The organism is Paenibacillus oceani (assembly GCF_014705615.1).
GTDB lineage: Bacteria > Bacillota > Bacilli > Paenibacillales > NBRC-103111 > Paenibacillus_AB > Paenibacillus_AB oceani.
Map to the genome: position 1 here is coordinate 116,831 of NZ_JACXJA010000019.1, position 13,040 is coordinate 129,870.

Genomic DNA, 13,040 nt, shown 5'->3' on the forward strand with positions numbered 1-13,040 from the left:
CCCCTTTGCTTCCGCCGCAGGGCGGGGCCCGTCAAGACGTAAGCGGATAGGAAGGAGGAGCTGCGGTGTTTAATAAACTGCTGACAGGAAAAAGGCTTAGGGAGCTGCCGCTCCACTTGATGTTACTGCCGGGCGCCATTATTGTGTTTATTTATCATTACATCCCGATGGGCGGCCTGACGATGGCGTTTCAGAAGTTCATCCCGATCAAAGGCATCTGGGGTTCGGAATGGGTCGGCTTGCGCAATTTTACGTACGTATTCAGCCTTCCGAGCACGATGGAGGTATTCTGGAACACCATCTACATCGCCTTGATGAAAATCGTCGCAGGACTCATCGTCCCGATCGTAACCGCACTGTTGCTGAACGAAATACGCAAGGCGGTGTTCAAGCGGACGGTGCAGACGCTGATATACTTGCCGCACTTTTTATCGTGGACGATTCTCGCCGGCATTCTGATCGATATTTTGTCGCCAGGGCAGGGGATCGTTAATAAAGTTCTCGCTTCGATCGGGATCGATCCGATCTTTTTCCTCGGTGACAATACCTGGTTCCCTTATACGGTTGTCGTCTCCAACGAATGGAAGGAGTTCGGCTTCAGCACGATCGTGTACTTGGCCGCGCTCTCCAGCGTCGACCCGGCGCTTTACGAATCGGCCGTCATCGACGGGGCGAACCGGTGGCGCCAGACGTGGCATATTACGCTGCCCGGCATCCGGCCGGTGATCATACTGCTTATGACGCTTAGCCTCGGACAAGTGTTAAATGCCGGATTCGAGCAAATTTTTAACCTGTACAGCCCTTACGTGTACGAAAGCGGCGATATTATCGACACGATGGTATACCGGATGGGTCTGGAGGATGCGCAGTACAGCCTCGCCACCGCAGTCGGCCTGCTGAAGTCGATCGTGTCGCTCGTATTGATCTCGGTGTCGTACCTGCTCGCCTACCGGCTGGCGAATTACCGGATTTTCTAATGCCAACTTAGACAGGAGGAGGGATCAACGTGGTTGAGAATCCATCGTTCGGCCGTAAATTATTCGTTGCCGGGAACTATACGTTTATGATTTTTCTAGCGTTCGTGTGCCTGTTTCCGCTCATCCACGTGCTGGCGGTATCGTTCAGCTCGAGCGGCGCCGCGGCGGCGGGCAAGGTGGGGCTGTGGCCGGTCGAATTTACGACGAAAGCGTACCAATACGTCATGAACAAAGAGGAGTTCGTCCGCTCGTTCGGCATCTCGCTGCAGCGGCTCGGGCTGGGCACCGTGATCAACATGGTCATGTGCGTGCTGATCGCATATCCGCTGTCCAAGGAGACGCGCGATTTCAAGCTTCGCACCGTGTATGTCTGGTATTTCTTCGTCACGATCCTGTTCGGCGGCGGACTCATTCCGACCTATATGACGGTCAAAAATACCGGGCTGATGGACACGATCTGGGCACTCGTGCTGCCGAATGCGGTGCCAGTGTTTAACGTGATATTGCTGCTCAACTTTTTCCGGGCGTTGCCGAAAGAGCTGGAGGAGGCCGCCTTTATCGACGGAGCGGGGCATATGCGGACGCTGTGGAGCGTATTTATTCCGCTGTCCAAGCCGGTGCTGGCGACGGTGCTGCTGTTTACGATGGTTGGGCACTGGAACGCCTGGTTCGACGGGCTAATCTACATGAACGACCCGGCACATTATCCGCTGCAAAGCTATTTGCAGACCGTCATCATCCAGCAGGACATGAGCGCGATGTCCGACAACGAAGTCGAGATGATGAAGGAGCTGTCCAACCAGACCGTCAAGGCGGCGCAAATTTTCCTCGGCGCTCTGCCGATCATCGCGGTATATCCGTTTCTGCAAAAGTTTTTTGTCAAAGGGATCGTGCTGGGTAGTGTGAAGGGCTGAGTGGGTCTGCGTTTAGCGGCGAGTTCTGGAGCTGGGCGCATCTTCTGATGCGGAGAGGGGTGGCAGCGGGCGGCCGCCAGCTGCAGGCAGCCCGATGGGGCGCTAACAAAACATAGCACATCGTATCCCGTACCGCGCGGCTTCACACCTTACCGCACTATACCGCACTATACCGTACTATACCGTACCTATCGCATCGAACCGCACCTCTTCGCACCATGCCGCTCGGACGGTTTGGTTTCTCTATGTGCCGTTCGGTGTGCGTGTGGGGCGGCGGAGTTCCCACTCCGTATGGGAGCCGAGGCGATAAGGGTGGTATGTACCTCTTGTTTTGTCCAAATCCGGGTTTGAAGCGAAAATAGGAGCGGTTTGTAGCTGCTATTTCGCTTGGAAGGTACGTTTTCCCGGCCGATTGGCTGAAATAAGAGGTTCAAACCGCTTCTATATCCCAACAAGTGGGCGAAGATTGTTTTTTAAGAGCTGCAAATCGCTCTTATTTGGTCGGGATAACGCCACGACGATTCTACTCTGTTCCTGTTATTTTAACAGGTCCTGATAGTTTGGAGGGAAATCCTTTTTGTCCGGTCCTTTTAAATGTTCAAATTTTATAAGCTTTACACCGGACGCGTTTATTTCAAAAGTAAAGAGGTCTTTACCAGCAGGAATGTGCGGGCCGACTGTCGGAGTAGCCTCAAGTTTGATCAGAAAATGGAATCCTCGAAATCCGTTCAAAAGTTCCGCTTGAACAACATCAACGAAGTAAGGGTATAGATCCGGTGTGCCATGCAGGACATTGGAATAAGCCTCAGCAAGTTTGTCATCCATATATGGCAATAAAAATAGAACCAACATATCTTGAAATTGCAGTTCTCTGGAATCTACTTGAGGCTTATTATTTGCATTTGTAACACAATAACATGGCCATGTAACAAGTAAAATAAGGACTAACACAGAAATAATAAGTTTAACTCGCATCGTATCCCCTCCGGTATATAGATAAGGTTTCCAAAGGTAGGAGATTCATGCATTAATCCATTCAATGATACGGAAATACAGAGAGGTAACCGGATCTATACCAATCATACAGCGCCTAAGAAAGCTTAAAGCTGGTTCATATGGCCTTTATCATGAAAAACTAATAGTGGCCAGCCGAGAAAAGATTGCCGGCCCCGTCGACATGTTTGTTTAGATATTCGACTTCGGGAATCAGATTCAGGTGACGGAGCAGTTCGCTATGCAAGCTTTCCATAACCCTAAGAAAGGAGCCGCCCGAAAGCAAGCTCCTCATCGTTCTCCGTCTGGTTTCATGTAGGCCGGAACTTTCAGGCTCAACGCACAGCGAGCCCCAACCCCCTCAAATCAGCGATCGTACCGGCGCGTTCCGCTTCGTACAGTTTCCAGATGACGCGAAGCCCTTGCAGGCTGTCGTAGCCGTCGGTATCGGGTTGCTGACCCGCATCGATGCAGTCGAGGAAATGCTCCAGCTCATATTGCGTCTTTTTGCCAGGAGCGTTGTCTTCCATCAATACTCTCGTTCTCGACGCCGTATCCAGATTGGCCCGTTCCTCGACGATATGCGAATGAAGGTACAGCTTGCCTTCGGCGCGATTGAATTCCAGCATCCCTTCCGTGCAATGGATATGGATGGCGTAGCCGATCCGCGTCCCGCGCGCTCCCCAAGTACCGAAATGGTAACCGACCGCGCCGCTCTCGAACTCGATCGCCAGATCGCTTGTGCCCTCCCGCTCCATCCAAGGCGTACCCAGCCGCGTGCCGAGATGAAATCCTTTGACCGGACGGCCCAAAAACCAGAGCAGCAGGTCGATGTAATGACAGCCGTGGCTGAACAGCTGCCCGCCCCCGAGCTTGTCCGCCGATTCGGTCCAGTGCCCCGCCGGGAAGCGGGTGAACTGTTCGGTATAGATCGACATATGGAACGGTTCGCCGTAGGTTCGGTTGTCGATCAGTTCTTTCATTTTCCGGACGATCGGCCAGAACCGGACCGGATAGGCGGTCATCAGCACGTTGCCGTTCCGCTCTGCGGCCTCGATCAGTCCGATGCATTGCTCCTCCGTATTGCACATCGGTTTCTCCATCAGCACATGCTTGCCGGCTTCCAGACAGGCAAGGCCCACTTCGTAGTGAAGATGATGGGGAAGAGCGATCAGCACCGCGTCGACATCGTCCAGCAGATCGCGGTAATCGGTCACCGCAGAGGCGGCCCCCATCGATTGCGCAGCCCGGTCGGCACGCTCCGGCTCGATATCGCATACCGCCGTCACCTTCAGCCGCCCGGAAAGCGACGCTGCGCCAAGCACGTGTCCGCCCCCCATGCCGCCGCAGCCTATTAATCCCATTCGGATTGGATTCATGGTATCCCCGTCCCTCTTCTAAAGGTAAGTTGTGGTCTTGTACTCCATAATAGGGGGCGACGGGGACGAAGTCTTTGCGGGATCGGGCCGGAAATGTGCGAATTTGGCCGGGGCTTGGTAAGGAACGTTTCCATCGGTTACGGTTCGGTTCATATACTCAGGCAAGAGGCCGATCGGCCCTCGCCTCTTCGTCTTGGCCGGACCCCGGACGCAACCGGCGAAGCTCGGACAGAAGCGTCTGCCGGTCAATCATCTCCGACCAGTACAGCTTGAGCGGATGGTGCAAAGCGCCGAGCAGGCGGATCGGTACGCCGAGATCCGTATGCCACCGGTAGGACGGCATAATCTCGCGAAAAATCTGGTCATGTTGCGGGCGATTCAGCCCCGTATCCTCCTGCGGCGGCGCTTCGGCGACTGGCTTGCATGCGGGAACCGTCAGCGTACGGCTGCGTATCCACTGCTGGGCTTGGACGGAAGCGGTGTAGTCGACGAACAGCTTGACCGCCTCTTTGGCTTTGGAGCGCCGGCTCGCCATCAGTCCGATCGCGATAAGAAGCGTCGCCGGCACGTCCATATAGGGAACAGGGGCAATGTCGTACCGGACGGCGGAATGCTTCAAATCGTTCAAACTGTTATACGTGGCGAGCTGCATCGAGATTTTGCCGGAAATAAACAGCTGGCTCGCCTCGGGTTCGCTTTCGGACAAATAGGGCGGGAAGGCATGGCGGTTCTGAATGATCGACCCGCACAAATCGATGCCGTCCATCATCCGCTCCCAGTCCGGCTCGTCCGGGCGCGCTCTGCGTTTTCCGCCCTGCAGCAGGAATAGCGGCCAGCGGTTTTCCGATACTTGGTAAAAGTGAAAGCCGTGACGGCTTCCCGGAACCGTCAGTTTCTCGGCGGCGTCAATCAGGCGCTCCCACGTCCAGCCGGAATCCGGCTCGGGCAATCCCGCCTCGGCGAAATGGTCTTTGTTGTAGCAAAGCACGACGGGGGAGAAGACGACCGGTTGGGCATACAGGTTCCCGTCTGCGGAGAAAGCGTCGGTCAGAAACCGATACGTGCCCTCCGCGTAATCAAGCGGTTCCAACAAATCGGCGCAGCCGTTCTCGATTAATTGGATGAAATGGTTGTGATTGATCGTAATCAGATCGGCCGTTCCGTCCTCGAGGTAAGTGCGAATCGTATCGAGCGGTGAAGAACGCAGCGAAGAATCCAGCATGCTCCAGGCTACGGGCTTGACGTGAATGGACGGATGCAGCTTGTGGAAGTCTTCCAGCAGCCGGGAAAATTCGAGATCCCGTTCGATGGAAGGCATGCAGATGATCGTAATCGTCGTTTTCGGCCTGACGGCCGGGGCGGTTACTCTGCTTCCCACTTTGTCCAGCTTGACGATCAGCCCTTCCGCGGCCAGAGTGTCCAGCCCTTTGCGCACCGAATTGTTGCTCAGCTCAAACTGCTTGGCAAGCGAGCTTTCCGAGGGCAGAAAGTCGCCTTCGGCGTAAGTGCCGTCCATAATCCGTCTGCGCAGCTCGTCCGTAAGGCGTTCCAGCCGGGCCGCAAACGATTTACGGCTTATTCGTTTCGTCATAACCAATCTCTCCCGTTAGATGTCCTAATGGATATCTTAGTTGATTTGGTTGATGTTATCAACTACAACTTTAAACAAACAACTTCTATTTATCGTCATGCATTAGATTGGGCAAAATTAATAATAGTTATGAACTAATAAACCCGAAAAATACGTTGACTTTGCCGTATTATGAACTATAAAATGAATTAAGGTTAAAAGTTAAAATATGAAACTACAGGCGTGTCGCAGCAAGGCGAGACACCGCCATAGCGGAGGAGAGCGACCATGAGAGCGGCAAGAAGCGTTGGAGGGTTATTGGAGATTACCGACATACCGGTGCCGGCTGTTACAGATACGTCGGTGCTGGTGGAAACATCCTATTCTGCGGTGAGCACAGGTACCGAGCTGATGGTGCTGCGCAACGGGGGCACCGCTTTTCTCGGATACAGCGCGACAGGGATCGTCAGGGAAGCGGGCAAGGACGTCGATCATGTGAAGGCGGGAGACCGGATCGTATGTTACGGAGCGCATACGCATGCCGATTATTTTCTGGCCGGCCGCAACCACGTCGCTCCGATTCCGGACCATGTAGATCCGCAGGAGGCGGCCTTTGCAGGAATCGCCACGATCGCGCTGCAAGGTCTCCGGCAAGCCGATCTGCGTTTCGGAGAAACGGTCGTCGTGCTCGGGCTCGGCATCGTCGGCCAACTTGCTGCGCAAATCGCTCATGCGGCGGCATACCGCGTCATTGCGATGGATTTGATGGAGACGCGTTGTCAGATGCTGGAGCAAGCCGGTCTGCAAAACGTATGCCGTTCGCCGGAGCAGGTGCAGGAGCGGGTCCGTGAAGCAACCCGCGGACACGGGGCCGATTGCGTGCTCATTTGCGCCAATACGAAGGAGCACCGGCTGATCGACCAGGCTTTGGATTGGATTCGCGACAAAGGCAAAATCGTAATCGTCGGCGATACGAATACGGAATTTACCCGCAACAAGCTGTTCGCGAAGGAAGCGCAAATTACGATTTCCCGCGCCGGCGGGCCGGGACGTTACGATAAAGAGTACGAGCAGGAAGGCCGCGACTATCCGTACGGCTATATCCGCTGGTCGCTGCAGCGCAACCTGGATGAGTTTGCCCGGTTGCTCGCGTCGGGCCGGATGAACTTGAAGCCGCTCGTAACCGGCGTCTACAAGCTCGAACAGCTGGAGGCGGCTTACGAGCGCGCCAAGCAAGCCCCGTCGGAAACGATGGGAACGCTGATCCGCTTCGGCGAATGAGCGGACGACGCCGGATCGTTTGATCCGGGAGCGGTACTTCCAGCTCCAGCAGTGCCGGCAGACCGTTTCCAATCGATTATGAGACGCCGCTTTACCCGTTTAAGATGCGGGAACGGCGTCTTTTTGCGTGCAAGCGCAAGTGGCGTAGTTCCGGACGATTTCCGGATCGGGATAACGTTGGGGGAGAAGGCAAGCGACTCGGTCTGAACGGTTTTCTTGCACCGTCATACTCGCATACTGTGTAAAACCCGATGGGATAAAATATCATTTTTTCCCAGACAAGTCATATCCGCGCCCATGGAAAGTTGGTATAATGAGGACATGTTGGAATTTATCCCAGGGGGAACTTATATATGAAGCAAAGTACAAAGCGGGAGGCGGCGGCCGGGAGAGGAGCAGCCGATATCGCAAGATCCGGTCAGACGGGGACGGCGGCGATGAACCCGTTTCACCGCTCCGGGACTGCTGAGCTGCATAATGCCCATCGGACGGTCGGCAATCGCGCCGTGCAGCGGATGGTGGCGAAGACGATGAGCCCGGATACGGATACGGAGGCTCGAAGCGGGACCGGCAGGGCCGTCGTACAGCGGATGCCGGATGTAAGCAGCTTTAAAAAAAGCACGGCTGTCACGTTCATGAGACGGAGCAAAATTAAACAAGTCGACCAGGCGCTTGCCGCCTATAACGCGCTCGGCGAGCGGGAATTTGCGAATCGGAGCGCCGGACTGGGCGCGATTATTCAAGAGTGCGATACGTATCTCGCTCATCCGAAAGCCCATCCGGGGCGGGTTTCCGGCGTAACCGACTTGAAGGAGCACGCCTGTAAAGAGCTTGTCATTATGGACATCTTGACCGAGGCGGATACTCTGGAAGGGGCCGACAAGTTTTTGAAACTGTATGAAGCCCACGACGCCTGGCTCCTCGTCAAAGATGCCGTGCCCAGATTGGATAAATACGATATCAATCAAATTTTATTCAGTAGTTTGCAGGAGCTGCGGAGTGCGCCCGGCGAAACCGAGAAAGTGCTGGAGCATGAGCTCGCTCAGCTCCAAGAAATTATGAACGACGGCGACACCCCGGAAATTACAAGGAAGGCGCTCCAGGAAATACTCGACAATGTGAACAAGATTCATATGAACGCGATGCTGCCGGGGGCCCGGTTCACGAACGAGAAAGAGAAGCAATCGGGCATTGCGGAGAAGTATGTCGTCAATCATAACTTGAATGCGCCGGGAGGATCGGCGGAAAGGCTCGGATCGCTTGCGCACGAATTGACGCATGTCTCGATATCCGAGCAATTCGGCAATACCGCGCTTTTCTTTGCTTTTGACCCCGGGACGAGCGACGACGACGTTATGGCCTTGGTGGAGAAGCGCCACCGGGCCTTGGACGCATTGATTGCCGCTATGGATGTGGGCGGATTTAGCAAGGAGCAGGCCGACTTGCTGCGGATGAAGCTCGAATATCCGCGCAAAGGCGGCAGCGGCGGCGTGTTGAAGTACGTTTCTTCGTTTTTCCAAAGCAATAAAATTACGCGGGAAGAGAAGGAGAAGGCCGAGGCGCTTGTAGCCAAAGGAATGGATAATACGGTCATCGAATTCGACACGGTTATCAACCAGATGCTGATTTATATGCATCAATGGAAAATTCCGCAGGACAACCCGTTTTATGTGCTCCTGCAAACGGTCGCTCAAGACGCCTACGATCATCGTATGGGGTAGAGGCGGGACAGTTGTTCATCTCCGTCTTACAGCCCGTTCCTATCAAGCGAGAGCAGCCTCCCTTCATTTGCCGGGAGGCTTTACTTTTGATTTTGCAGGGGATTCCGAATGTCCGGTCATGCATAAATTAACATAAAAACATATATTTACATCCCGGAGGATCATTGCTACTATTTGGATAACCGCATCAGGATCGTGTGTGGAAGGCGCGACGAAAACCAATATTTCAGGGAATTTGAAATCAGGGAGGGGAGTACAATGAGCCGCACAATAGGAAAAGTAATATTGGCAGCGCTTGCAATCGCTTTGCCGGCCGCCGCTTGCAGCAAAGCAGCCGAACCTGCGGAGACGAAGCCTCAGACCGCCGCTCCGGCTGCCGCGGAGCCCTTGGTGCTCGGAATGCTGGGCAAGCCGGATGCCGGCATCGTCAAAATGCTGGAAACGAAATTTCCGGACGCTCCGATCAAAGCCGTCTCGATCGATCCGAAGGCGATAGAGCAATGGGTGAGCGGTGGCGGCATGCCCGATCTGCTGCTTGATGTGGAGCGTATATCCATCCCCCCGTATCTCCTGGACCGGATTCAGCTGGACTTAAGCCCGTATATCAAAAAATCGAACCTTCCGCTCGACCGGTTCGAGCCGGGGCTGATCGACCATATCCGGGCGTACGGGGACAAAAATCAAATGTACGCGCTGCCTGTAACCCGGTATTTATACGCCTTATACTATAACAAAGACGTGTTCGATAAGCTGAACGTCCCGTATCCGACGGACGGCATGAGCTGGGAACAAATATTGAAATTGGCGGAATCGGCGACACGTTCGGTCGACGGGATCGCTTACCGGGGACTCGACCCGATGATGAGCGAATTCGGCCTGGTCAGTCTGATCGACCAGTTTTCCCTGAATGCGGTTGATCCGGCTACGAATCAAGCTTCCGTCTCGACGGACCGATGGCAGGGCATGGTGAGCTTGCTCCGCAGCATTTACGATATTCCCGGCAACCGGCCGGAGACGAAGTCGCTGCGCAAGCCGGACGATTTTCTGGTCACCGGGAAAGTGGCGATGGCGCTCGGCATCGATCCGTCCGCCTTGTCCGGCATGAAGGGCAGTATCGATATCGTCACCTACCCGACCTTGCCGGACAAACCGGGCGTCGGTCCCGGCACCCGTACGTTAAACGCGATGATTACCGCCGGGTCCAAGCAGAAGGATAAAGCGTTCGAGCTGATCACGTATCTCGTCTCTCCGGAGGCGCAGTTGATGATGTCCGCCAGAGGGTTCGGAACGGTTTTAACCGATCCCACAATCATGAAAGCTTACGCTTCGGACGTATCGGCGCTAAAAGGTAAAAACGTTCAAGCTTTCTTTAAAAACAAACTGCCGCAAATTGGAGCGATCAGCCCGTACGAAGTACTGGCGCTGCCTGTCCTGTACAGCGCCGTTCCGGAGCTGGTGACGGCTCCCGATCCGAAGCCGGTGCTGCAGCAGATCGACACGGCCATGAACGGGCTGATCCGGGCGGAGGCGGCCAAGCAGGTCAAAAAATAGACGATAGCGAACAGGAAGTGATCAAGATGATCGTACGTTGCACAGAACACCAGCTCGTATTGACCACGCAGCACGATCATGCCCGGTTGTCGGGGGACATCGCCAGAGCATTCAGCCCTTTTTTGGAAGGCGACCCTTATCTCGAGGATGCGCTGGTTGCCGTGTATCAGCACGATATCGGCTGGGTGCGGCTGGATGAGACGCCCGTATGGAACGATCGCTTCTCGCTTCCGTTTTCCTTTACGGATTATCCGCTGCTGCCGAAGCTCACTCACTATACGTTCGGACTGGACCAGGTAGAGAGCATGAATCCGTATGCCGCTCTGCTGTGCAGCATGCACTATTGTTCCTTCAGCGTATTCCAGGACAGCGTGGTAGAGGCTTGTATCGACTTCACGCGGCACGAACTCGAAAGGCAGCGGCGGATTAGTGCCGGGCTTGGACTAACGAATCGGGAGGAGCTCTTGAAGCAGCTCCAACTGCTTCAATTATGCGACCGCATCTCCTTGTACGTATGCATGAACGAGCCGGGGGCGGCCAAAGAAAAGGAACATCCGTGGTATAAAGCGGGCTTTAGCGATTCCGAGCGGTTTAGTCCCAAGGGGGACACCCGTCTGACGGCCGGGTGGATGAGCGATACGGAAATTGAGCTGACTCCCAATCCGTTCGAGCACACGTTCCGCACCGAAATCATCCAGAGAACCATCGATAGACGTCACATCGAACAGGTCGGGATCGCGGAAGCGTACGCTCATTCGGAGTCGGTCGTCCGGGAGATTGTATTTGCGGGGAGGAACGGATAAAAAAGAAATTGAAGCCTGTCTGGACCGCTCCCTCCCGCCAATCGTTGCGGATCTGTGAAAATGGACGGTGCAAAAAGAACGGGAATGGCGGGTGCTGGAAAACATCGCCTTGAAGCGGGCGGGCCGACGCGCACGAGAATATAAAACCGAACAAGATCACCCTTTTCCGGTGCATATGGGGCCTTCGCGGAATTCCGATGCGGGAAAAGGGTGTTTTTGGCGCTACCAGAGATCGGCTGCAGTTCGAAGTCAGCCTCTAGGCGCCCACAGCATGATGGATACCCCGGCGACACAAACCGCAGTCCCGATCCAGTCGTACATATCGGGCGTTTTTTTATCGACAAACCATCCCCACAAGACAGCGAGAACGACAAACACACCGCCATATGCCGCGTATACCCTCCCGAACGACGGAAAGCTTTGCAGCGTCGGAATGATGCCGTACAGGATAAGGATCAGGCTTCCGGCCACGCCATACCAGTACGACTTGGACTCCCGCAGCCAAAGCCAAACCAAATAACCCCCGCCAATCTCGGCAAGCCCCGCGATCACGAAAATCAATATTGCAGTCAACACGATTGTGTCCCCTCTTCCGTTATGGAATCTCCTTGAATGAGCCGAACTTATTTTCAAAAAAGTATAGAAGAAATGAGGGGACAGGGCAAGCGAAGCATCGGTCTCCGTTGCTGCAACGGGTGTGCACGGATGATCGATGGGCTGTCGGGCTCGTTTGCCGGCTTTTGGATCATCCCCTGTTTTGGATCATTTGTTTCGATTCGTTGAACATGGCCTGTACGGGGACGCCTTCAGCGGCTGGTGACGGGAATCACAATCTCGGGCTAAAGTGAGATAGGATTCCAAGTCGACAGGAGTTGAAAACATTGAAACTACCCAAAGCGATTCGTAGCGCCGGCGCCTTCATGATGTTCGCGCTGCTGTTGCTCGCGGCCACCGGCTGCACCGAAAACATCATCGTGCTCGATCCGAAAGGACCGATAGCCGCTCAGCAGCGGGATCTGATGGTTTTCTCGACGATCTTGTGCAGCATCGTGATCGTTCCCGTTCTGATCATGACGGCGGTTATTATTTGGCGGTACCGCGACAAGAAGGGACGAGCGGCGAAATATACGCCGAACTGGGAGCACAGCACCAAGCTTGAGGTCACGTGGTGGAGCATTCCGATCGCGATCATTCTAACGCTGGGAATTGTGACAGCGAAGGCTACGTATGCCCTGGAGCCGTCCAAGCCGCTGGCGTCGGATCGGGAAACGCTGGTCGTCCAAGTGACCTCGCTCGACTGGAAATGGCTGTTCCAATATCCGGAGCAGGGCATCGCGACGATCAATGAGTTGAAAATTCCCGAGGACGTGCCGATCCGCTTCGAGATTACGGCCGACTCCCCGATGAATTCCTTCTGGATTCCGCAGCTTGGCGGACAAATGTATGCAATGTCCGGGATGGCGATGAAGCTCCACCTGCAAGCCGACGAGCGGGGGACCTACTGGGGATCGGGCGCCAATTTCACCGGCAAGGATTTTGCCAAAATGGTTTTTGACGTAGAAGCGACCACACAGGAGGAGTTTGACGAATGGGTGCGCCACGTGAAGGCAGCCTCGCCCGCCCTTACGATGGACGGCTATGAGCAGCTCGTGAAGCCGGCCGCATCGGAGGCCAAGACGTTTTCTTCATTTCCGGAAGGATTGTTCGAGATGACGGTCACCAAGTACGCCTCGTCGCACCATCACGGCTTGTCCGCGAAAGAGCAGCAGCCGGCGGAAGGGAATCGATCGAAAGGCCATCATCATTAGAAAAGACTCGGTCACGGGGAACGACAACACTCGTGCGGAGTCT

General features: G+C 54.9%; 11 protein-coding genes. 7 read left to right on the forward strand and 4 right to left on the reverse strand.

Going from position 1 to position 13,040, the window contains the following annotated elements; all coding sequences use genetic code 11:
- The first annotated feature begins 119 nt into the window (after window positions 1-119).
- Both IDH45_RS15370 and IDH45_RS15375 read left to right on the forward strand, forming a co-directional pair.
- A complete protein-coding gene (locus IDH45_RS15370; RefSeq protein WP_190929058.1) occupies window positions 120-977 on the forward strand; it encodes an ABC transporter permease in 858 nt (285 codons plus the stop codon).
- Window positions 978-1,006: 29 nt separating this feature from the next.
- The gene (locus tag IDH45_RS15375; protein ID WP_190929004.1) at window positions 1,007-1,891 is read left to right on the forward strand and encodes a carbohydrate ABC transporter permease; all 885 of its coding nucleotides are present in this window, start codon (window positions 1,007-1,009) and stop codon (window positions 1,889-1,891) included.
- Between the two features lie 537 nt (window positions 1,892-2,428).
- Here the strand turns inward: IDH45_RS15375 and IDH45_RS15380 are convergent.
- From IDH45_RS15380 to IDH45_RS15390, 3 genes are all read right to left on the reverse strand, one after another.
- Window positions 2,429-2,866: a DUF3888 domain-containing protein gene (locus IDH45_RS15380; protein WP_190929005.1), complete on the reverse strand. Its 438-nt coding sequence runs from the start codon at window positions 2,864-2,866 to the stop codon at window positions 2,429-2,431.
- A gap of 353 nt (window positions 2,867-3,219) precedes the next feature.
- On the reverse strand, window positions 3,220-4,263 hold the full coding sequence (locus tag IDH45_RS15385) for a Gfo/Idh/MocA family protein (protein WP_190929006.1): 1,044 nt from the start codon (window positions 4,261-4,263) through the stop codon (window positions 3,220-3,222).
- A 157-nt stretch (window positions 4,264-4,420) separates the two neighbouring features.
- The gene (locus IDH45_RS15390) at window positions 4,421-5,854 is read right to left on the reverse strand and encodes an extracellular solute-binding protein (RefSeq protein ID WP_190929007.1); all 1,434 of its coding nucleotides are present in this window, start codon (window positions 5,852-5,854) and stop codon (window positions 4,421-4,423) included.
- A 267-nt stretch (window positions 5,855-6,121) separates the two neighbouring features.
- Between IDH45_RS15390 and IDH45_RS15395 the strand changes: the two genes are divergently transcribed.
- The 4 genes from IDH45_RS15395 to IDH45_RS15410 all read left to right on the forward strand — a co-directional run bounded on the left by IDH45_RS15395 (window position 6,122) and on the right by IDH45_RS15410 (window position 11,189).
- The gene (locus tag IDH45_RS15395) at window positions 6,122-7,114 is read left to right on the forward strand and encodes a zinc-dependent alcohol dehydrogenase (protein WP_190929008.1); all 993 of its coding nucleotides are present in this window, start codon (window positions 6,122-6,124) and stop codon (window positions 7,112-7,114) included.
- A gap of 353 nt (window positions 7,115-7,467) precedes the next feature.
- The gene (locus IDH45_RS15400) at window positions 7,468-8,835 is read left to right on the forward strand and encodes a hypothetical protein (protein ID WP_190929009.1); all 1,368 of its coding nucleotides are present in this window, start codon (window positions 7,468-7,470) and stop codon (window positions 8,833-8,835) included.
- A 258-nt stretch (window positions 8,836-9,093) separates the two neighbouring features.
- Window positions 9,094-10,386: an ABC transporter substrate-binding protein gene (locus tag IDH45_RS15405; RefSeq protein ID WP_190929010.1), complete on the forward strand. Its 1,293-nt coding sequence runs from the start codon at window positions 9,094-9,096 to the stop codon at window positions 10,384-10,386.
- Window positions 10,387-10,412: 26 nt separating this feature from the next.
- Entirely contained in the window at window positions 10,413-11,189 is a 777-nt protein-coding gene (locus IDH45_RS15410) for a DUF3891 family protein (RefSeq protein WP_190929011.1), read from the forward strand.
- Between the two features lie 249 nt (window positions 11,190-11,438).
- Here IDH45_RS15410 and IDH45_RS15415 read toward each other — a convergent pair whose 3' ends face one another.
- Entirely contained in the window at window positions 11,439-11,765 is a 327-nt protein-coding gene (locus IDH45_RS15415; RefSeq protein WP_190929012.1) for a YnfA family protein, read from the reverse strand.
- A gap of 305 nt (window positions 11,766-12,070) precedes the next feature.
- On the opposite strand from IDH45_RS15415, the gene cyoA reads away from it, so the two are divergent.
- On the forward strand, window positions 12,071-12,997 hold the full coding sequence (gene cyoA, locus IDH45_RS15420; protein ID WP_397327070.1) for a ubiquinol oxidase subunit II: 927 nt from the start codon (window positions 12,071-12,073) through the stop codon (window positions 12,995-12,997).
- The last annotated feature ends 43 nt before the right edge of the window (window positions 12,998-13,040 follow it).